Source organism: Izhakiella australiensis (assembly GCF_002006995.1).
GTDB classification, from domain to species: Bacteria; Pseudomonadota; Gammaproteobacteria; order Enterobacterales; family Enterobacteriaceae; genus Izhakiella; species Izhakiella australiensis.
Genome location: NZ_MRUL01000014.1, coordinates 24,499 through 44,917 on the forward strand (window position 1 = coordinate 24,499; position 20,419 = coordinate 44,917).

Sequence of the window (20,419 nt, forward strand, 5' to 3'; positions counted from 1 at the left end):
AGCGCGGTAATGCATCAGAAATCGACGTTCACGCCAAGCTGGAAGCTACGGCCAGGCATCACAGCCAGCGCTCTGTCGTAGGCATCCTGATTAGTAACGCTGGTCAGCTGGCGGTCGCTCAGATAATCCCAGTATTTGCGATCGGTCAGGTTATAAATGCCGCCGCTGAGCTTGACGTGATCGGCAACCCGCCACCAGGCGCTGAGGTCCACCAGACCATAGCCCGGCACGCGGTCATACTCTTTGCTGCCATTGGCGAGTGCCGCGCCGCTGTTATTGTAAGCTTCACGGTTGCTGTCGATCGCACGCTTGCCCTTAACGAAGGTGGCCGTGATGGCCGCACCATAACGCTTCGCCGGATCGTCCCAGGCGAGTCCCACCACGGCTTTCATCGGCGGTACGCTGTCGAGATCAATATACTTGTCGCCCAGATAGCTGGACTTCGCTTTACCCTGACTGTAGCCGTATGCCAGGGTGGCGCTCAGACCATCAACCGCTTCAAACCAGGTGCCGAAGTTAATGCGCGTTGCCAGTTCACCGCCATAAATATAGGTTTTATCTCGGTTTTCCGCCTGATAGGTGGTGTAGATGTTCCCCGGTACATTGACGAATTTATCCGGGCTGCCGGCGCGGGTATAGCGGGTATAGGCGATAAAATTGTCATAGTCGTTGTAAAACAGCGCGGTGCTGAAGGTTACACCTTCGGTGAGCGTCCCCTTCATGCCCCATTCGAAATCATTGCTGCTTTCCGTTTTCAGGTCGGTATTACCGATCAGCGCATACTGCTGACGTCCGGCGTAGGAGGCACCAAGGTTCCAGGAACCATAAAGCTGGCTGGCATCCGGGAACTGCACGCCGCGCTTATACTGCAGATAGGTCATCAGCCTGGGCGTCAGGTCATAAGTCAGCGTCAACGAGGGCAATACGCGGGTATCGCTAAAGGACTTGCCATACAGCGTGTTAACGCCATTTTCCGTCAGCACGCTGCTGTTAGCCGTCATTTCGCCAAGATCACGCGGTTTGGTCTCCTGCCGCGCGACCCGCACGCCAGGGATCAGCGACAGATTGTGATCGTTAACGTCGAAGTGGATATTATCCTGCACAAAGCCACCAAGCAACGTCGTCCGGCTGTCCGCCTGCGGCTTGGTGATTGCGCCGAAGGTACTCGGCGCCGGTTCCTGGCGGAAAGGACGTTTGGCGCTTTCAAAACGGGCATTAGCGCCGGCGCTGAAATCATGGCGTCCCCAGTTTTTTGCCAGACGGCTTTCAAACCCGAACGTATCCACGTTGTAATCAGAATAAACGCGCTCTGTGGTGCGGCTGTCGGTCGGCATCAGGGTATTATCATGGGCCTGGGTTTGCTGCCAGAATAGCCGGGTATCAACGGTATCAATCCAGCGGTTAAACGGCGACCATTCATCGCGCAGCGACAGGCCTAAGCGGCGGGTTTCGCTCTGCTGATAGGAGGTGCCGATAGTGCTGCTGCCGCCGCTGTTCCAGGTATCGTAATGGGTATGATTCGTCTTATGGTAATAATCAACGGTGCCGGTCAGCTTATGCTGATCGTTGGGCTGCCAGATACCGGAAGTCAGTAGCGCGGTGGAGTGCCAGTTGGCGGGATAAGCATCGTGAACACCGCTGTTATTTTCCATCTGCTGCCCGTCGCGGCGGCTGAGCACAAAAACGCCGCGTAGCTCACTGTCGCCGGCCGCAGCCGTTAAGCCGTTATGCCAACTGCGGCTGGCGGAGTCATAATCACTCTGATAGCCGAAGTAGCTATCTTTACCCGGATGCAGGAAGTCATCGGCGGATTTTGGCGCAAATGAAACCATGCCGCCGATGGCGGTATTTGCCGTTGCGGTGGAGGTAGCGCCGGCCTCAATATCTACCTGACCGTACATGTAGGGATCGATATAGTCGCGGCCGATGCCAAAGGTATTTAACCCGGCGCGGCTGGCGTAGCTACGCCCGGTTGCATTCGGTAGCGGAATACCGTCCACGTCAATCCCTACGCGATTACTTTCCAGCCCGCGAATGTTGTAACCGGTGTAACCACCGCGGTCAAAACCACTTTTTCCGGCGCCGGAACCACCGCTGACGCCGGTTGCGGAAACCAGCGGCTGATAACGCATAATGGTTCCGAAGTCATCGGCGCCGATTTGCTGCATCTGTTCAGCGGTAATTCTGGTGTGCGAACCGGCTTTTTTTTCCGGCAGCGGCGCCGTGACGACCATTGACGGTTCGTCAGCAGGTTTTCTGGCGGCGAATCCACTTTTAGCCGGGGTAGACTGAACATTATTATTTACCGGATTGCCGGCAGTGTGTTCTGCGGCGCTCGCCTGAACGCACATTGTTGCGATCAGCGTTCCGATTAAAGCGCGCAGGTGAAGCGATCCTTGCTTTAAAGAAGTATTGAGCATGGCTGAACCCTGTAATAGTCCCTGTCATGGTTATTGGGAGCTCAACGATTGCTGGTGTTACGCAAAACATTAAAAAACGCGCCCGACAACGCAGCGCGAAAAATAGGATAACGAGTAACTTTCACGGTGCTTCTGCATGTGAGCGCCTGTGGCGAAAGAAAAGATAATACAAATGATAATCACTATCAATCGTTTTTATGGATTGGAGTTTTAATTTAATCGCTGGCAAAAACAGGGTGCGACACGCATTTATGTAAAGAAGCGCGGATAGCGCTTTTAATTGTGTTGCAGGCATTGCTACTCTTTGGGAAACATCAAATAATTAGCTTGTTTTATTTCGCCAGAATGAGCTAGCCAATGACGACCAAACCGGCAATTACTATCAAATACTGTGTGCAATGCAACTGGCTGCTGAGAGCCGCCTGGATGGCGCAGGAGTTACTGAATAGTTTTGCCGACGAACTGGCATCGGTTACCCTGGAGCCCGGTACAGGCGGCGTGTATCAAATTACCGCCAATGAACAGGTGATATGGGAACGTAAGCGGGATGGTGGCTTTCCGGATGCGGCAGCGTTGAAACAACGTCTTTGCGCACTTTATTTTCCGGACAAAACGCCCGCCCATGGCAGCCATAGAAAGACGCCTTAATGCCTGTCTCAAAAGAGAACGATGATTAACATCAGATCCAGTGCCGCACCGGGCCATAGCGGTCGATAAAACAGTTTAATGAGACAGGATGTTAAAAGGCTCCTTAGGTATTTATTCCCGGTTGGATGATGCCGGCACGCCAACCCGCGTGCCACGGCTTAGTCTGAGCGGATGGAAATTATCATGATAAAAATGTTGTTTGTTGCGCTGTGCGGCGCTCTGCTCTGCCAGCAGGCGGTGGCGGCCTCGCTGGACGGCTTTGGCCGCCACTATAACGCCCGCTGCGCCGCGCCGGCGGCGAAAATTGACAGCGAACGCGCGCTGCCGGCCAAATTTCGCTCGCGTAATTTTCCCATCGTGCTGGAGCGCACCACCCTCGACGATATTCAGCAGCAGTTCAAAGGTGATATTCAGAAAAACGACCGGGAGGAATGGCTTTGCTACCATTCCCAGGCGGAAAATCTTACCTGGTGGTTTATTTCCCGTACCGATATCGAGCACGGGAATTTATCGACTATTATGCTGAGCGCCATCGACAATAAAGCCCATTGCGATATACCAGCCAGACCAATCTATCTTTCCGGCGTTACCGTTCCCTCTCTTGGCGCCACCCGGAGTGAGGTCGCGGACTATTTCAAGTCGCCCGCCTCTGCGCGCGCCAGCTGTCAGCAGTTTGAAACCCGCGCCGACTCAAAAGATGAGAGCACGATAAATGCTCTGCGCTATTACTATGAAAATAATCAGGTTGCCGGCATGTCATTTGAACAGCTGACGACTAACGGCTAAACAATCGGCATCAGACCGACTCCGCTGAGCGCCAGTTTTCGCGCCCGGTCACACTCCGGTTACGCCTGGCTTTGCAAGCGGGTGGCGGCACGCTACAGTTAACTCATCCGACCACTTGATGAGTAATATTATGGCCGCTATTTCCCTCTTCTCACCGCTGGACCTCGGATTTACCCAGCTAAAAAATCGCGTGCTGATGGGTTCAATGCACACCGGGCTGGAAGAGCATCCGGACGGCGCGCAGCGTCTGGCGGCCTTTTATGCCGAGAGAGCGCGCGCAGAAGTTGGACTGATTGTCACCGGCGGCATTGCCCCGTCGCCGGAGGGTGTGGTCAGCGCTGGCGCGTCAGTGCTGGCCGACGAAGCGCCGCTGGCGCACCATCGGATTATTACCGAGGCCGTACATCAGGCTGGCGGTAAAATCGCGCTACAAATTCTGCACGCCGGACGCTATAGCTACCAGCCTGATCTGGTCGCCCCCTCGGCCATTCAGGCCGCAATTAATCCTTATAAACCCCGTGAGCTAACCGGCGAGGAAGTTGAAGCGCTGATTGAAAAATTCGCCCGCTGCGCCGCGCTGGCACAGCAGGCGGGCTATGACGGCGTGGAAATCATGGGGTCGGAAGGCTACCTGATTAATCAGTTTCTGGTTGAACGCACCAATCAGCGTAACGATGGCTGGGGCGGCGATGAGCAACGCCGCCGCCGCTTTGCGGTGGAAATCGTCAAGGCGGTACGCGCCGCCGTCGGCGAAGCGTTTATCATTATCTACCGCTTGTCGATGCTTGATCTGGTCGAGCAAGGCGCCACCCTGCCGCAGACCCTGGCGCTGGCTAAAGAAATTGAAGCCGCGGGCGCCACGCTGATTAATACCGGCATCGGCTGGCATGAAGCACGCATCCCGACCATCGCCACCTCGGTGCCACGAGCGGCCTTTGCCTGGGTTACGCAGGCGCTGAAGCCCCATTTGCGCGTCCCGCTTATCACCACCAACCGCATTAACGATCCCAGGGTTGCCCAGCAGCTGCTGAGCGACGGCTGTGCCGATATGGTCTCGATGGCGCGCCCGCTGCTGGCGGACGCTGAACTGGTGTTAAAAGCGCGTCAGCAGCGACACGACGAAATTAATACCTGCATCGGCTGTAATCAGGCCTGCCTGGATCAGATTTTTCAAGGCCAGCTCACCTCCTGTCTGGTAAATCCACGCGCCTGTCACGAAACCGAAATGCCGCTGCATCCAGCTCAGTTAGTGAAAAACCTGGCAATTGTCGGTGCCGGCCCGGCCGGTCTGGCCTGTGCTATCAGCGCCGCCCAGCGCGGGCATCGGGTAACGCTGTTCGAGGCAGCCGCCGAAGTCGGCGGCCAGTTCAACCTCGCTCGCCGCATTCCCGGCAAAGAAGAATTCAATGAAACGCTGCGCTATTACCGCCGCCAGCTAAGCCTGCATGGCGTGACGCTGCGGCTCAATACCCTGGCCGATACCCCAACGCTTCTGGCGTTTGATGAGGTTATCCTTGCCACCGGCGTTGAGCCGCGGATGCCGGACATTCCAGGCATCGACCATCCTTCAGTGCTCAGCTATCTTGCGGTGTTACGCGACGGCGCGCCGGTCGGTAGCCGCGTCGCGCTGATTGGCGCAGGCGGGATCGGTTTTGACGTCGCAGAATTCCTGAGCCAGCATGGTCCGGCAACCTCGCTGGATATTGCGGCCTTTTGCCAGGAGTGGGGAATCGATCGCTCGCTGCAGCAGCCCGGCGGCCTGCTGCGTCCACAGGCGGAGAAAAGCGCTCGCGAAATCTGGCTGCTACAGCGTAAACCCGGCAAACCGGGCGCCGATCTCGGCAAAACCACCGGCTGGATCCATCGCGCCAGCCTGCAAATGCGCGGCGTACATCAGTGGGGCGGCGTCAGCTATCAGCGCATTGACGATCGCGGTCTGCATCTGCTGCGCGATGGCGAGGCGACCTGCCTGCCAGTTGATAATGTGGTTATCTGCGCCGGGCAGCTCAGCTTTAATCCGCTGGCGGAGCCGCTACGCGCGGCGGGCAAAACGGTGCATGTTATCGGCGGCGCTGAAGTCGCCCGCGAGCTGGACGCCCGCCGCGCCATCGCCCGAGGAACCCGTCTGGGCCTGGCGCTGTAGGCGATTTTCAGGCAAAAATTGTCAACATTATTTGTTAAGCGTTTGTATTAAAAATATCGCATTTCAGCGTTAAGCTGGCAGAATCGCTATTCAACCTTCAGACCACAGGATGAGATGATGTCTGCCACCGCTAGCTCGACTGCGACCGTTCACCGCTCCCGGCTGCTGGACGCTCTGCCATGGGTCGAGTATCAGTTTATGCCAGCCGGCGCGCGTCCCCCTGAAGATGCAGCCTACGGTCACCAGCGCCATAGCGCAACGGTGCTGTCCAGCCAGCAGGCGTTCCCGGCCAAAAGCTGCGAAGGCGATGCGGTCATCGCGACCGATGACCGCCCGGTCGCGGTTTACACGGCCGACTGCCTGCCCATGCTGATCGTCGATCGGCATCAGCGCCGGGTTGCCGCCGCCCACGGCGGCCTGCGCGGCGTTACCGCCGGTATTCATATCAATGTGCTGAATAAGCTGTGCGAGATGGGCGCGGTGCCGGACAGCCTGCTGTTAATTATCGGTCCGGCAATTGGCCCCTGCTGCTACGAGCTGGGTCAGCAGGTGATTACAGATATGCAGCAGCAGCCAGCGCTGGCGCCGCTGCGTGACGCCCTGCCCTGGTCGCCGCAACAGCCCACTAACCGGCTGGCGCGGCGGCCGCAAGCGGTGGCCCAACAGAGCGGCGTCTGGTTTGATTTACCGGCGCTGGCGCAGCGGATGGCTGAGGCCTGGGGGCTGGCGTCAGAGAACGTTGAGCAGCTAAGCGTCTGCACCTACTGCGCCGCCGAAGAGCATGCCAGCTACCGGCGCAACACCCATTTCGACGGCGGCTATCAGCAGCGCTATTCGTGGATACGCCGCGTTGATTAAGGCTGCTTAACGCAGCGTAGCACCACGAATTTATTGTTGCTGGCGACTAACTGGCAGTTACCAAAAAGTTTTTTTAACTTGTGGTGATAATCAAGATGACGGTTGCCGACAATCCTTAGCTCTCCGCCGCGCTGCAAACAGCGCCGGGCATCGCGAAACATCTGCCAGGCAATATGATCGGTAAGGGCGTTTTGCTGATGGAACGGCGGATTGCAAAGCACCGCCGCGGCGCTATCGGCGGCAAAACCGCTCAGTGCATGATTCACGCTGAACTGCGCCCGCGTCAGCGACGCGGGCTGGTTGACTTCAATATTCAAGCGGCTGGACGCCACCGCCATCCAGGACTCGTCGACGAAATGCACCTGCGCCAGCGGATTCTCGCGCAGTGCCACCAGCCCAATAACGCCATTACCACAGCCAAGATCGATAATCTCCCCCGACAGGTTTTGCGGCAGGTGCTGGATAAAAAAACGTGCGCCGATATCCAGTCCGCTACGGGCAAACACGCTGGCGTGATTGGCAATCGTCTCACCGCTATCAAGCGGCCAGCGCTGGATCATCTCATCGTCTTTCAGCGCAGGTGCCTGCCACTGGCAAAATACCAGCCGCGCCTTTTTCCACGCCAGAGAGGTGGTTGTCATACCCAGCACCCGTTCAAACAGTTGCAGCGTCGAGCTATGGATCTCTTTCGCTTTCGCGGCGGCGATGATGCGCGTTTGCGGCGTCACGACATGGCGTAGCGCCCGCAGCTGCTGCTCAAGCAGCGCCAGGGTTTTTGGTATTTTAATCAATACTCTGGCAGGCGCGGCGGGCAGCGGGCTGAGCGAGTCGAGCAGCGTCACTGCTTCCGCTGGCAGCTGATTGAGCTGCAGATTCTGACGCGTAGCCAGCTGGCTAAGCAGCGAATCACTGATGCTGAAGGGAGCGTCGCCATGGCAGGCGCAGGCCAGCGCGCCGAAACTGTCGTTGAAAATCAGGGTAGGCCCGGCAGCCGGTCCTTCCAGCTGCTGCAGTAAGAACTCATCGGCGGCTTCCCAGGCCTGCAGCGGGCTCTCATCGCGCTGGGGCGGGAAACGCTGCAGCGTCAGGTTTTCCAGCGAATAGACAGAATGGCTCATTGGCGCTCCGGTTTAGACAAATGCAGGCGCTTTATCCCTTAAAATCGTTCGCCAGTAAATATTTTTATTTGCCGCCCCAGGTGAAAGCGCCCTTTCTTACGCCTGGGGCAATGCGCGGCGCGTCATGCTGCAATGATTGTTTTTCGATGGCGGCCGCTCATTTATTCCCTTGTTAAATAATGAAATTTATCTATTACTAAACTTACTGGCAAACTCCAGTAACTGCTTCTGCTGCGGGGTCAGGTGCACGTCCCCCAGACGATCGGTCTGCTGCGAGGTAAGCTGTAACTTGTCCGCCGGTTTAATAATGGACTGAGCCTTATTCAGACTGCGCGCCATCCCGGCCCATTTCACGCCGATATCCTCAAGTGAAGTCCACTTGTCCGCATCTGGATGTCGATGGCGCTGATTTTGATAACCATACTCCCGTTCAACCTTTACTGTCTGGTCTGGAAAAAGTGACTGAGTAATCGCGCTGTCCCGGGAGAATGCAGAATAGTGACCACGGCCGATTATTTCTCTGGCCTTACTTTTCGCTTTTGTGTCAGGAAGCCTGTTAATAGCGTCGGCTATTTCTTTGCGATACTCTTTTTCTTTATTTTCCAGCGCAGGAAGTATGTTACGGATGGTTTGTAATGCCTGTTGGATCTGGCCGCTACGCGAAGCACTATTTTCTTCGGCACGGGCGTCAATTGCCTCCGAAGTGAGCTTTTCTTTTGCCTGAGAAAACGCGTTATTAATCACGTTCAGTTTGTCACGCAACTTATCTGAGTGTTGATTTCGCAGAATATTGCTCATTTTTGCGACGCAGCCGGAAATTTGTTCAAAATCTTTCTTGCTCAGCTCTTTTGGTGAGTTCTCAACTTTTTTTAATAGCTTTTCAAGACCTGATGTTGTCACCCTGTTTTTCTTACTTGCCGCTTTGCTGGCATTGAGAAAGGCTTGAGTACTGTCTGTCTGAGACGGTTTTGAAAAACAAGGAAAACAATTAATATTCATATATAAACCCTGGATTTAACGATTAAAGTTGATGAAATAAAAATAATCTTACTGGTGTTAACTTTTATTTTTCTATAAAAAAGCGTTCATTCTGATCCAATTTTTTAGCGTCTGCGTATTCGGTCACTCGCAGAGGTTTAGAGCCAGCCTTTAGCGTATAAAGCAATCAGCCAGTAAATGGGCGAATTTTGAAAGAAATAAAGTAAATAGCTATTTAATGTGCGCTGTTTTAACCAGTGAAGTTGAGAGTAAAAATGACCACAATAAACAACCTGATACAGACTGTGAATCATGATGATTCATTTCACAAGGTTTCAGATAAATCATCGATTAAATGTAATTTTGCATCAAAGATTAATTCAGTAAAAGCCACGTCATTAAAAATTAACCAGCACGGTGTGACCCGCACTCCATAATCCGCTTAACCGGCACGGTAACGTCTTCCAGGGGCTGAATTTTTCAGCGTCAAACTCGCGGCCCGACACCATAAAAAATTCTGCCTTACATTCAGATATTGAACTCAGAGCGAAATCTTATTTGCGCGCCTGCGCTGAGAATAATAGCGTTAATGTATCCCCCAAAATTAACTTAAATAACCCGCCTGATCAGGCTGATAATAACATTTCAACCTTTCACGGCGCGTCTGACGAATTTGCAGAGTGCGTCGATGATAATCATCTGTTTGATAACGTTCCGCTTTTCAGTGATGACGAACAAGACAATATCGACGAAAGCATCCCGCTTGCGCGAAAAAATACAGCGGATCCGGAAGATGACATGAAAAAACTCGATTACCGATTTAATGCATCAAATTACACGCTTACTTATTCCCTTGATTAGGAATACAGCCAGCGGAAGGCACGGTAGCCTTCAGCTGGCTCTGAAGCTAATGGTTTGTCTTGTCAGGCGACGTTCACCTGCGGGGCGGCGTCTGGAGCGGAATCATTAGATAAAGGTTTTGGTCTTCTGAATCAGGCTGGTTTTGCTGATCGCCCCCAGGTATTTACGCTCTTCGGAATTATTCAGCACCGGCAAGCGCTCCAGCGAGATACCGGAGAAGATATCCCATCCCTGGCGAACGGTCTGATACTCAAAGACCACCGGGAAATCGCTGTCCATCACGCAGTTGACCGGAGAGTCGAGGGTAATGGCTTTATCCAGAACCTGGTGCGAAATGTCGTGGATTGATACTGCCCCCAGAAAAGTACCCTGCTCATCAATGATATAAACAAAGCGTTCGCGTTTAATTGAGCTAACCGCCAGCGCTTTACCCACCGAATCCTGCGGATGAAGCGCCGCACCCGCAACAATATATTGTGCAATGATGCTGTTATCAAAATCGAACCAGGCATCGGCGCGATTGAGGTGCTCGGTGACCAAAGGATAGGTGCTGGCAGACTGTAAGCGATACACCGTCATTGACGCCAGGCAGCAGGCTATCATGGTGGGAAACAGCAGGCTGCTGTTAAACGTCATTTCCAGCACCATCAACATTGCCATCAGCGGTGCCTGGCTGACGGCGGCCAGTACGGCCCCCATACCAATAGCAGCGAAGACCAGACTGTTATTGACCGGCATTCCCGCCAGATTAGCAAACAGCGCAACAATTCCGCCGGTCATCGCCCCCAGCATCAGCGAGGGTGTAAACATACCGCCTACCGCGCCGGAGCCGACAGAAAGCGCCGTCGCCACCAGCTTAAGGCCAAACAAAACCAGCAGCGTTTTCAAAACGAAATCGCCGGACATAATGCGCACGATCACTTCATAGCCATTACCGAGAATATCCGTTGACCCGATGGCCAGTACGCCAACCGCCAGCCCGCCAAGGCCGAGGCGCAGAGGCAGACTGGTAATGGTCGCGAACCGACGCTTACTCGACGCAATGAGCCGGATAATCACCCAGCCGGCCAGGCCTGATACCAATCCCACCACCACGGTTAACAGCATGCTGCTAAAGCTAATGTCGAAATGCACCGCAGACAGAGGATACAGCGCAGAGGTGTAACCCAGCATCCACATGGTGAGCACCGCCGCCCCGGCGGAAACCACCAGCGGGATCAGCCGCTGCAACGCGGAAATGCCAAAGGCAATTTCGGCGACAAAAATAGCGGAAGCCAGCGGCGCGTGATAAACCGACGCCAGGCCGGCAGCAGCGGCCATCGCCACAACATCGCTGTTTTTCAGCTTCAACGGACGCTGGATAACCCGGGCAGCCAGGCTGCCTGCCAGCGCCGCCAGCTGCACCATCGGCCCCTCTTTACCAAGGGAAGCGCCGCTGCTGACGCTAAACAGCGAAGAAAGCGCGCGGAACAGCGAGGTGCGGGTTGGCACCGCATCAAGGCGGGCGTTGATCACTTCAAGATAATCGGTCCTGGCGGTCTGCTGCTGCTCAAGGCGCGTTGCATAGCGCAGGAAAAAGCCCGCCGCCAGACCACCCGCGCCGACAATCAGCGGCCAGCTGTACCACGGCCGCGATAGCACCGCGTGGGTAATATCGTCGCCGGAGCCAAAGATCAGGCGGGTTAAAATTTCAATCAGCGCGCGGAACAGCAGCGTTGCCATTGCCCCCAGCATCCCAATGGGAATAGCCACCAGAATGGAGGTCCAGTTAAGAATATGTCTACCGCTTATGCTCATACCGCCCGCGAATCCCGTCAGAAAAAAACTATTCAGAATGAATATATTGCAACAGAGTAATACAGAAAAAGCGCCGGGCTTTATGATCGTTATCATGTCCCTCTTTGCAACAACATTGCGCTGATGACGCCGCGTGCTACTCTGGAACGCCAAATAACCGTAACCGGAACAGGCTATGATCCGCTTTGCCATTGTAGGAACCAACTGGATTACCCGCCAGTTTGTCGATGCCGCCCATGAAAGTGGCAAAATGAAGCTGACGGCCATCTATTCGCGCACCCTTGAACAGGCCCGCACCGTCAGTAACGATTACCCGGTCGAACATCTGTTTACTTCGCTTACCTCGCTGGCGCAGTCTCCTGACGTCGATGCGGTGTATATCGCCAGTCCAAACTCAATGCACTGCGAGCAGGCGCTGCTCTTTATGCGCCACGGCAAGCACGTTATCTGTGAAAAGCCGCTGGCGTCGAATCTGCGCGAAGTGGAGGCGATGATCGCCTGCGCCCGCAGCAGCCAGGTGGTGCTGTTCGAGGCATTTAAAACAGCCAGCCTGCCAAATTTTCATATGCTGATGCAGCAGCTGCCGCTGGCAGGTAAGCTGCGCAAGGTGCTATTCAATTACTGTCAGTATTCGTCACGCTATCAGCGTTATCTGGACGGTGAAAATCCGAATACCTTCAACCCGGCGTTTTCCAACGGCTCGATTATGGACATCGGCTATTACTGCCTTGCCAGCGCGGTTAGCCTGTGGGGAGAACCCCAGCATCTGCACGCGCAGGCATCGCTGCTGGCCAGCGGCGTCGATGGTCATGGCAGCGTGGTGATGAGCTATGGCGACTTTGACGTAACCATTTTGCATTCGAAGGTCAGTCAGAGCACGCTGCCCAGTGAAATTCAGGGCGAGGCGGGCAGCCTGGTGATTGAGATGCTGCCTGAATGCCAGCGGCTGCAATTCATTCCCCGCAGCGGCAAGCAGCCGCAGGATCTGAGCCAGCCTCAGCATATCAATACCATGCTGTATGAAGCTCAAACCTTTGCCGGGCTGGTAGAAAACAACGAGGTTAATCACGCCGGGCTGGTCACCTCACGCATTACCGCAGCATTGCTGAGCGAGATTCGTCGCCAGACCGGGGTGAAATTCCCGGCGGATGACGTTCCGCAAGACGCCGTTGTGTAAAGCTATCTGGTAGTCATTGACCTTTGTGCCGACAGGCACTAATGTCAGCAATAGCAAAGGGGAGTAACTCCTAACTGGTTCATCGTCATTACGAATGCTCAGGCTTCCGGTGACCAGGCAATCAACCGATTGTGAGTGAGACCTTGCCGGAAGGCAAGGTCATGCGTGAAAAGTGCGGCTGGCGTCTTCTGATGCTGGCCGTTTTACTTTTTACAGGACTCGCCCATGAATACCATAGGCACACCCCTGCTGTGGGGTTGTTTTAGCGTCATCGTCATACTGATGCTGGCAATAGATCTTTTTTTACAACGCCGCAGCGACCAGCCCGGCATGTCGGTAAAGCAAGCCGCCATCTGGTCTTTACTGTGGATCTCTCTCACCCTGCTCTTCGCCGCCGCGTTCTGGTGGTATCTTGACGACAGCCAGGGCCGAATGGTGGCCAATACGCAAAGCACGGCTTTCCTCACCGGCTGGCTGCTGGAAAAAGCGCTGGCGGTGGATAACGTCTTTGTCTGGCTGATGCTGTTCAGCTATTTCAAGATTCCTGCCGGGTTGCAGCGGCGGGTGCTGGTTTATGGTGTCCTCGGCGCCATTGTGCTGCGCACCCTGATGATATTTGCCGGTAGCTGGCTGGTAATGCAATTCCACTGGATACTTTATCTGTTCGGTGCCTTTTTGCTGTTTACCGGTGCCAAAATGGCGCTGGCTAAGCACGATAATGCTCAGACGGCAGGCGATACCAGGCTGATACGCTGGCTGGGTAAACATTTGCGCATGACCGATGAGCTGCACGGCGAAAAATTTTTCATTCGCCGCAACGGGCTGCTGTTTGCCACCCCGCTGCTGCTGGCGCTCATTATGGTCGAGCTGAGCGACGTCATCTTCGCCGTTGACAGCATCCCGGCAATTTTTGCCGTCACTACCGACCCTTTTATCGTGCTGACCTCAAACCTGTTCGCCATTCTCGGTCTGCGGGCAATGTATTTTCTACTGGCCGGTGTGGCAGATCGCTTCCCGCTGCTGAAATATGGTCTGGCGCTGGTACTGGTTTTTATCGGTATCAAGATGCTGCTAATGGATGTTTATCCGCTACCGGTGAGCGTCTCACTCAGCGTAGTGGCCCTGATTTTGCTGCTGACCCTGCTGCTGAACCTGATGGTAAATCGCCGCCGCGATCGCCTGAAGTCACAGGCTTAACCCACCGGCAGAGATGCTGATAAAAATTGGCATCTCTGCACGATCCGCGCATTTTTACCGGACTTATTGCGTAAAAATTGTTGCCTGCCCTTCCCTCATCGCCTCAATTCCTTATACTTTCTCGCGCAAACACGCTGCGTAAAGTCCGCCCTCCACGCGGGCTGAGCGCATTATTTTCATAACAATTTGGTTCAGACATGCAAGCAGATAACAAAGGACAAAACTGGCGGCAGCGCCTGTTTCAGGGAAGCCTCATTCAACAAATTCTGATTGGACTACTGGCTGGCATCGCGCTGGCCGCCATTTCACAGCCAGCCGCTCATGCGGTAGGTATCCTGGGAACGCTGTTCGTCAGCGCGCTAAAAGGGGTCGCCCCCCTGTTAGTGCTGATGCTGGTGATAGCATCCATCGCCAGCCACCAGCCCGGACAAAAAACCAGCGTTCGCCACGTGGTCATTCTCTATTTACTCAGCACCTTCTGCGCGGCGGCCGTGGCGGTGGTGATGAGCCACCTGATGCCGCAATTTCTGGTGCTGAAAAGCGTGAATCAGCAAATCACGCCGCCGTCGGGGATACTGGACGTTATCCAGGGTCTGTTACTGAATATGGTGGTTAATCCGGTTAGCGCGCTGATGGAGGCGAACTATATCGGCATCCTGGTGTGGGCAATCGGTCTCGGGCTGGCCTTCCGGCACGCCAGTGACACCACCCGCACGGTACTGAAAGATGCCTCTGTGGCGGTAACCTGGCTGGTGCGCGTGGTCATCCGCTGCGCTCCGCTGGGAATTTTCGGCCTGGTTGCCTCGATTCTCGCCGATACCGGCTTTGCTACGCTGTGGGGCTATGCCCATCTGCTGGCGCTGTTACTGGGATGCATGCTGCTGATGGCGCTGGTAATTAACCCGCTGCTGGTTTACTGGAAGATTCGCCGCAACCCCTATCCGCTGGTGTTTACCTGCCTGCGCGAAAGCGGCGTCACCGCCTTCTTCACCCGCAGCTCCGCCGCGAATATTCCGGTAAACCTGGCGCTGGCGAAAAAGCTTAACCTTGATGAAGACACCTACTCGGTTGCCATTCCGCTCGGCGCCAATATCAGCATGGCCGGCGCGGCGATCACCATTACCACCCTGACGCTGGCGGCGGTCAATACCCTGGGCATCCACGTTGATCTGCCGACGGCAATACTGCTCAGCGTGGTTGCGTCCCTCTGCGCCTTCGGCTGCTCCGGCGTAGCGGGCGGGTCGTTACTGCTGGTACCGGTTGCCTGCAACATGTTTGGCATTCCTGATGATATCGCCATGCAGGTCGTCGCCATTGGTTTTATTATTAGCGTGTTACAGGACTCTTCAGAAACCGCGCTAAATTCTTCAGCGGATATTCTGTTTACCGCCGCCGCCTGCATCAGCGACCAGCGTAAGCAGCAGGCCGAAATCAACTATTAAGCGATCGGGCCGTCCCTGCCGGGGGCGGCTGGTCATCTCCTGCCCACGCCAGCCTAATTAAATATTACCTATACAAACGCAAAATAATTTTGCCCGCGTCAGGCGGTTTACCGTCATCGGTTGGTGAGCAAAGAGTCGGTAATAGCAGCGAACGCTGGGAGCGTGACCCGCAGAACCTCAGAAACGCTGACTAACAGACAGCCACGCTGCCTGCAGCAGGCTAAAAGGCAATATCAGAGCGCGATGTTATCACCGTCGCACACCCAACCAATAAGCAGGGAAAATGCTGCCAGTATACCGGGTTAGCCTTAGTCATACCTGCGGAGGTCGCTACAGAAGAGGTAAAGTCTGACCAAATTGCCGCTCTGATCTAATTAACTATCGCCAGACGGCAAAAGTAATACTTTACCTGGCAATAAGCGGGCGTTATGGCGTCAGAAAGTATACAAAATGTCAGCCTGTGTAAAACTCCTTTGGCTTCCGGTTATCAAACGGTAAAAACAAGAAACTGACTCAGCTTTAGCTGTCGCACTGGCCCGCGATTTGTTACAGTCAGACAGCTTTTCTTACTAATGGTGTTAAGTAACAACGTTAATAACGTCTCGCTTCATAATTTGCATAATGATCGATCTACGCGCGCTGAGAGCAGCAATAAAGTGACTTCTGCTCTTTTCAGGTCGATTGAGGAATACGCAGTCAGGAATGCCCGTTAATGGAAACTCTTAAATCTCTGTTCTATGCCCTGTGGCATCAGGATTTCGTGACGCTGGCGGACCCATCGCTGGTATGGGCAATCTATATCGTTTTGTTTATCATCTTGTTTCTGGAAAACGGCTTGCTTCCTGCCGCCTTTCTCCCCGGCGACAGCCTGTTAATTCTGGTTGGCGTACTGATCGCCAAAGGTACGTTAAGTTTTCCTTTGACCTTATTTATTCTCACCACTGGCGCCAGCCTCGGCTGCTGGGTTAGTTATCTTCAGGGACGCTGGCTGGGTAATACCCGAATTGTGCAAAAATGGCTGACGCATCTGCCCGCTCAGTATCATCAACGCGCCCATAATCTGTTTCATCGTCATGGCCTTTCAGCACTGCTTATCGCGCGTTTTATCGCGTTTGTTCGCACCCTGCTGCCAACCCTTGCCGGTCTTTCCGGCCTGAGCAATACGCGCTTTCAGTTTTTCAACTGGATGAGCGGCCTGCTGTGGGTGCTGATTTTGACCCTGCTCGGCTTCGCTCTGGGTAAAACGCCGTTGTTTCGTCGCTACGAAGACCAGCTAATGTGCGGACTGATGCTGCTTCCGCTCATACTATTGGTGATCGGATTATGCGGTTCACTGCTGATGATTTGGCGTAAAAGACGCACCGCATCGCAACCGAATGAGAAAGGAAACTCATAATGAACCTGTTAAAAATGCCGGGGCTTATCCGCTCGCGGCAACTCCCCTGGCTGTTTATCGGACTGGTGTTAATCTTTGCGCTCGTCGTGTTTCCCTCAATGGTGCGCAGCGACAACGGGATACAGATTCGCGCCAGTAGCCAGGGGATAATGCTGCCCGATGGCTTCTATGTTTATCAACGTCTGAACGAACACGGTATCCACATTAAAAGCATTACCCCCGATCGTGATTCACTGGTAATACGCTTTGATTCTCCTGAACAAAGCGTGGCAGCCGAGCGCTTACTGCGACAGCTTCTTCCCTATGGTTTTGACATTGGTCAACTGGAGGGCGCGGTCTCAGCCGAAGGCCAAAGCAGCCAAATCACTCAACGTACCTGAATCCTCTATCGCGCCGCGGCGCTTTTCTCACTTTTGTGGTTTGTTAAATTAGTGACTATGCTTTAACGAATTGAAAAAGCGACGTCTCTGGGAATCTGTGCCGACTATTGTCGTCATCATTACAAGGAAATCAGTCATGAAATACTGCCTAATTGCTGCGGCTTCACTGTTTATGCTGGCCGGTGTCGCGCAGGCTTCAGATTCGCTATGCCAGCAAAAAGCCGACGCCATCAAGCATGAAATCGAACTGGCTAAAAAACACAACAATCAGCGTCGGGTCAATGGCCTTGAACGCGCGCTAACCGAAGCGCAGTCAAACTGCAGTGATAAAAAGCTACGCAGTGCGCATCAGGAAAAAATTGCCGCACAGCGTGCTAAAGTTAAAGAGCGTGAACATGAGCTGGCCGAAGAGCGTGCTAAGGGAGACGATCGCAGCAAGATTGAGAAACGCGAACATAAACTCACCGAAGCCCGCAGTGAACTGAAGAAGCTGGAGTCTTCATCCTGGTAAGTGAGCTTCATCTGGATTCGGATATTATTTATTTATCAAGGAGCATTTTATGGCTAAAGATACAACCTCAGAAAATCTGCGCGCTGAATTGAAAAACCTGGCGGATACCCTTGAAGAAGTACTGAACAATTCGACTGATAAGTCAAAAGGTGAGCTGGATAAGCTGCGTTCTAAAGCGCAGAGCGCGCTGAAAGACACCCGTGCGCGCCTGGGTGATTCAGGCGAGCGCCTGGCGCAGACCTCACGCGAAGTCGCCGACCGCGCTGATGGCTACGTCCGGGAAAACCCCTGGACCAGCGCAGGCATAGGCGCAGCGGTCGGCGTTATCATCGGCATTCTGATAGCGCGTCGTTAACTATGACTGACTTACAGCAAAATCAGGGCCCCGGCAAAGGGGTCATTTCCATAGGCCAGCGTATTATCACCACGCTGGTGGGGATAGTGGAAACGCGCGTGCGCCTGGCAGTAGTCGAGCTGGAAGAGGAAAAAGCCAATCTGATTCAGATGCTGCTGATGATTGGCCTCACCATGCTGTTTACTGCTTTTGGCTTGATGAGCCTGATGGTGCTGATCATCTGGGCCGTTGATGCCCAGTACCGGCTGATGGCGATTGCTATCACCACGGCGGTGCTATTTGCCTTAGCGCTGATCTTTGGCCTGTGGACGCTGGCGAAATCACGTAAATCCAGCCTGCTGCGCGCAACGCGCAAAGAGCTGGAAAACGATCGCCAACTGCTGGAGAAAGAGTAATGAGCCGCCGCGAGCGTGAGCAGCGAAAAGCAGACCTGCTGCGGCTGGTTCAGCAGCAGCGGCTTGATCTCAGCGCGGAATGTCGCGACTGGGAGTATGCTACCGCCCGCTATGACCGCAGCTGGCTCAGGCTGATGTCGCTACGCCGCTACATCGCCATCGGCAGCAGCCTGGCGGCCATCTGGTCAGTACGCCATCCCCGGCGTATGGGCCGCTGGTTTAAACGCGGACTCGGCGTCTGGAGCACCTGGCGACTGATACGCAGCAACCTGCCGCAGCGATAACGCCTCACTCAGGGCGTGCGTTTTACCCCGCACGCCCTGCATCAATATTTTTGACAAAGTCCTGCAGTATAACTTGCTTACAATACCTGCCCCCTGGCCCTTATCATCATCACACACCAGCATGCTGACCTCTGAAAGTCGTCAGACGCTGCCTTGAACGGCTGACCCGAAGTCAGCTCGCATTTTGATTGATTGGGGTAGTAGATGAAAAAATTAGAAGATGCAGGCTTTACCGTTGCGCGCATCCTGATGTCCATTCTGTTTATCGTCGCGGGCTGGGGAAAAATCGTCGGCTACGGACAGACCCAGCAGTACATGGAACATATGGGCGTACCCGGTATCTTGCTGCCGCTGACTATTTTACTGGAATTTGGCGGCGGCCTGGCGATCCTGTTTGGTTTCCTCACCCGTACCACGGCCATTATTACTGCGGTCTTCGCCGTGTTAACCGCGCTGATTTTCCATAGCGATTTCTCGGTGGCGGGCAACAATATTAACTTTATGAAAAACCTGGTGATAGCCGGCGGTTATCTGCTGCTGTTTTTCACCGGTCCCGGCGCCTGGAGCATTGACCGCGCATTAAATAAAAAGTGGTAACGTTGCCGTCTATACTCTGAAAGTCACCTTCCGACGCCTGACGTCGGAAGGATTTTTCGTTATTGCGAAAAGGAGAGCGATGTGGGCCAGTTAATTGACGGTGTCTGGCATGATACCTGGTATGACACAAAGGCTACCGGCGGGCGCTTCAAACGCAGCGAGTCCGCTTTTCGCAACTGGGTTACGGTGGACGGTGCCGCAGGCCCTGATGGCGAAGGCGGTTTTAAAGCGGAAAAAGACCGCTATCATCTGTACGTTTCACTCGCCTGCCCCTGGGCGCACCGTACGCTGCTGATGCGTCGGTTAAAGGGCCTGGAGAAGCTGATCGATGTCTCGGTAGTCCATCCCCTGATGCTGGAAAATGGCTGGACCTTTGCCGATGATTTTCCCGGCGCCACCGGAGATAGCCTCTATCAGCACGAATTTTTATATCAGCTTTACCTGCATGCCGATCCCCACTACAGCGGGCGGGTAACGGTTCCCGTTCTCTGGGATAAGCAGCGTCACACCATCGTCAGCAATGAGTCCGCCGATATTATGCGTATGCTGAACAGCGCCTTTGATGCGCTCGGCGCACGCGCCGGGGATTATTATCCTGACACGCTGCGGCAAAAAATCGATGAGATTAACGGCTGGGTTTATAACTCGGTGAATAACGGCGTTTACAAAAGTGGATTTGCGACCAGCCAGCAAGCATATGACGAGGCGGTCGGCGCGCTTTTCTCCTCCCTTGAAAGGCTTGAGCAAATGCTGGGGCAGCATCGCTATCTGACCGGGAGTCGCCTGACGGAGGCGGATTTACGACTGTGGACGACGCTGGTGCGCTTTGATCCGGTTTACGTCACCCACTTTAAGTGCGATAAATTTCGCATCGGCGACTATCTGAATCTCAACGGTTTCCTGCGTGAAATCTACCAGATGCCCGGCGTTGCCGACACCGTCGATCTGGCTCATATCCGTAATCATTACTATCGCAGCCATGGCACCATTAATCCTCACGGCATCATTTCCGTGGGCCCCGCGTTTAACTGGCTGGAGCCACATGGCCGGGATGAACGCTTTCCGGTCTAAACGCT

At 54.4% G+C, this 20,419-nt stretch carries 20 protein-coding genes; 16 read left to right on the forward strand and 4 right to left on the reverse strand.

Translation table 11 applies throughout. The annotated features are described in order from the left end of the window. Nucleotides 1-14 precede the first annotated feature (14 nt). Nucleotides 15-2,420: a TonB-dependent hemoglobin/transferrin/lactoferrin family receptor gene (locus tag BTJ39_RS17395; RefSeq protein ID WP_078003955.1), complete on the reverse strand. Its 2,406-nt coding sequence runs from the start codon at nt 2,418-2,420 to the stop codon at nt 15-17. Nucleotides 2,421-2,777: 357 nt separating this feature from the next. Here BTJ39_RS17395 and BTJ39_RS17400 point away from each other — a divergent pair, with 357 nt between their 5' ends. The 4 genes from BTJ39_RS17400 (at nt 2,778) to BTJ39_RS17415 (ending at nt 6,855) form a co-directional block, all read left to right on the forward strand. Continuing rightward, nucleotides 2,778-3,068 carry an Rdx family protein gene (locus BTJ39_RS17400; RefSeq protein ID WP_078003956.1) on the forward strand — a complete coding sequence of 97 codons (291 nt, stop codon included), beginning with the start codon at nt 2,778-2,780 and terminating at the stop codon, nt 3,066-3,068. A gap of 183 nt (nt 3,069-3,251) precedes the next feature. Beyond that, entirely contained in the window at nt 3,252-3,854 is a 603-nt protein-coding gene (locus tag BTJ39_RS17405; RefSeq protein WP_139356373.1) for a hypothetical protein, read from the forward strand. 130 nt (nt 3,855-3,984) lie between these two features. Continuing rightward, nucleotides 3,985-5,997 (forward strand): NADPH-dependent 2,4-dienoyl-CoA reductase, encoded by a 2,013-nt coding sequence (locus tag BTJ39_RS17410; RefSeq protein ID WP_096777758.1) that lies wholly within the window; start codon nt 3,985-3,987, stop codon nt 5,995-5,997. Nucleotides 5,998-6,114: 117 nt separating this feature from the next. Then, the gene (locus BTJ39_RS17415; protein WP_078003959.1) at nt 6,115-6,855 is read left to right on the forward strand and encodes a purine nucleoside phosphorylase YfiH/LACC1 family protein; all 741 of its coding nucleotides are present in this window, start codon (nt 6,115-6,117) and stop codon (nt 6,853-6,855) included. On the opposite strand, the gene rlmG is transcribed toward BTJ39_RS17415, so the two are convergent. Both rlmG and BTJ39_RS17425 read right to left on the reverse strand, forming a co-directional pair. Next, entirely contained in the window at nt 6,852-7,973 is a 1,122-nt protein-coding gene (rlmG, locus tag BTJ39_RS17420) for a 23S rRNA (guanine(1835)-N(2))-methyltransferase RlmG (RefSeq protein WP_078003960.1), read from the reverse strand. The genes BTJ39_RS17415 and rlmG overlap by 4 nt on opposite strands. Before the next feature lie 186 nt (nt 7,974-8,159). Then, a complete protein-coding gene (locus tag BTJ39_RS17425) occupies nt 8,160-8,972 on the reverse strand; it encodes a hypothetical protein (RefSeq protein WP_078003961.1) in 813 nt (270 codons plus the stop codon). 537 nt (nt 8,973-9,509) lie between these two features. Here BTJ39_RS17425 and BTJ39_RS17430 point away from each other — a divergent pair. Next, a complete protein-coding gene (locus BTJ39_RS17430) occupies nt 9,510-9,812 on the forward strand; it encodes a hypothetical protein (RefSeq protein WP_078003962.1) in 303 nt (100 codons plus the stop codon). 105 nt (nt 9,813-9,917) lie between these two features. On the opposite strand, the gene BTJ39_RS17435 is transcribed toward BTJ39_RS17430, so the two are convergent. Then, nucleotides 9,918-11,609: a chloride channel protein gene (locus tag BTJ39_RS17435; protein ID WP_078004033.1), complete on the reverse strand. Its 1,692-nt coding sequence runs from the start codon at nt 11,607-11,609 to the stop codon at nt 9,918-9,920. A 175-nt stretch (nt 11,610-11,784) separates the two neighbouring features. Here BTJ39_RS17435 and BTJ39_RS17440 point away from each other — a divergent pair, with 175 nt between their 5' ends. The 11 genes from BTJ39_RS17440 to BTJ39_RS17490 all read left to right on the forward strand — a co-directional run bounded on the left by BTJ39_RS17440 (nt 11,785) and on the right by BTJ39_RS17490 (nt 20,414). Beyond that, nucleotides 11,785-12,786 (forward strand): Gfo/Idh/MocA family protein, encoded by a 1,002-nt coding sequence (locus tag BTJ39_RS17440; RefSeq protein WP_078003963.1) that lies wholly within the window; start codon nt 11,785-11,787, stop codon nt 12,784-12,786. Nucleotides 12,787-13,011: 225 nt separating this feature from the next. After that, the gene (locus BTJ39_RS17445; RefSeq protein ID WP_078003964.1) at nt 13,012-13,983 is read left to right on the forward strand and encodes a TerC family protein; all 972 of its coding nucleotides are present in this window, start codon (nt 13,012-13,014) and stop codon (nt 13,981-13,983) included. A gap of 197 nt (nt 13,984-14,180) precedes the next feature. Beyond that, entirely contained in the window at nt 14,181-15,425 is a 1,245-nt protein-coding gene (gene sstT, locus BTJ39_RS17450; RefSeq protein ID WP_078003965.1) for a serine/threonine transporter SstT, read from the forward strand. A gap of 712 nt (nt 15,426-16,137) precedes the next feature. Further along, nucleotides 16,138-16,821, forward strand: coding sequence for a DedA family protein (locus BTJ39_RS17455; protein ID WP_078003966.1), 684 nt, complete (start codon nt 16,138-16,140; stop codon nt 16,819-16,821). Continuing rightward, complete coding sequence (gene mzrA / locus BTJ39_RS17460) at nt 16,821-17,201, forward strand: EnvZ/OmpR regulon moderator MzrA (RefSeq protein WP_176110354.1); 381 nt, start codon at nt 16,821-16,823, stop codon at nt 17,199-17,201. The genes BTJ39_RS17455 and mzrA overlap by 1 nt, the downstream gene beginning before the upstream one ends. Nucleotides 17,202-17,337: 136 nt before the next feature. After that, the gene (locus BTJ39_RS17465) at nt 17,338-17,712 is read left to right on the forward strand and encodes a DUF1090 domain-containing protein (RefSeq protein WP_078003967.1); all 375 of its coding nucleotides are present in this window, start codon (nt 17,338-17,340) and stop codon (nt 17,710-17,712) included. 49 nt (nt 17,713-17,761) lie between these two features. Next, on the forward strand, nt 17,762-18,067 hold the full coding sequence (locus BTJ39_RS17470; protein ID WP_078003968.1) for an ElaB/YgaM/YqjD family protein: 306 nt from the start codon (nt 17,762-17,764) through the stop codon (nt 18,065-18,067). Nucleotides 18,068-18,069: 2 nt separating this feature from the next. Further along, nucleotides 18,070-18,462, forward strand: coding sequence for a phage holin family protein (locus BTJ39_RS17475; protein ID WP_078003969.1), 393 nt, complete (start codon nt 18,070-18,072; stop codon nt 18,460-18,462). Then, nucleotides 18,462-18,746, forward strand: coding sequence for a YqjK-like family protein (locus tag BTJ39_RS17480; protein WP_078003970.1), 285 nt, complete (start codon nt 18,462-18,464; stop codon nt 18,744-18,746). Before BTJ39_RS17475 ends, BTJ39_RS17480 begins: the two co-directional genes overlap by 1 nt. Before the next feature lie 204 nt (nt 18,747-18,950). Further along, nucleotides 18,951-19,343, forward strand: a complete 393-nt coding sequence (locus tag BTJ39_RS17485; RefSeq protein ID WP_078003971.1) for a DoxX family protein — start codon at nt 18,951-18,953, stop codon at nt 19,341-19,343. A gap of 81 nt (nt 19,344-19,424) precedes the next feature. Beyond that, nucleotides 19,425-20,414 (forward strand): glutathione S-transferase family protein, encoded by a 990-nt coding sequence (locus BTJ39_RS17490; protein WP_078003972.1) that lies wholly within the window; start codon nt 19,425-19,427, stop codon nt 20,412-20,414. The last annotated feature ends 5 nt before the right edge of the window (nt 20,415-20,419 follow it).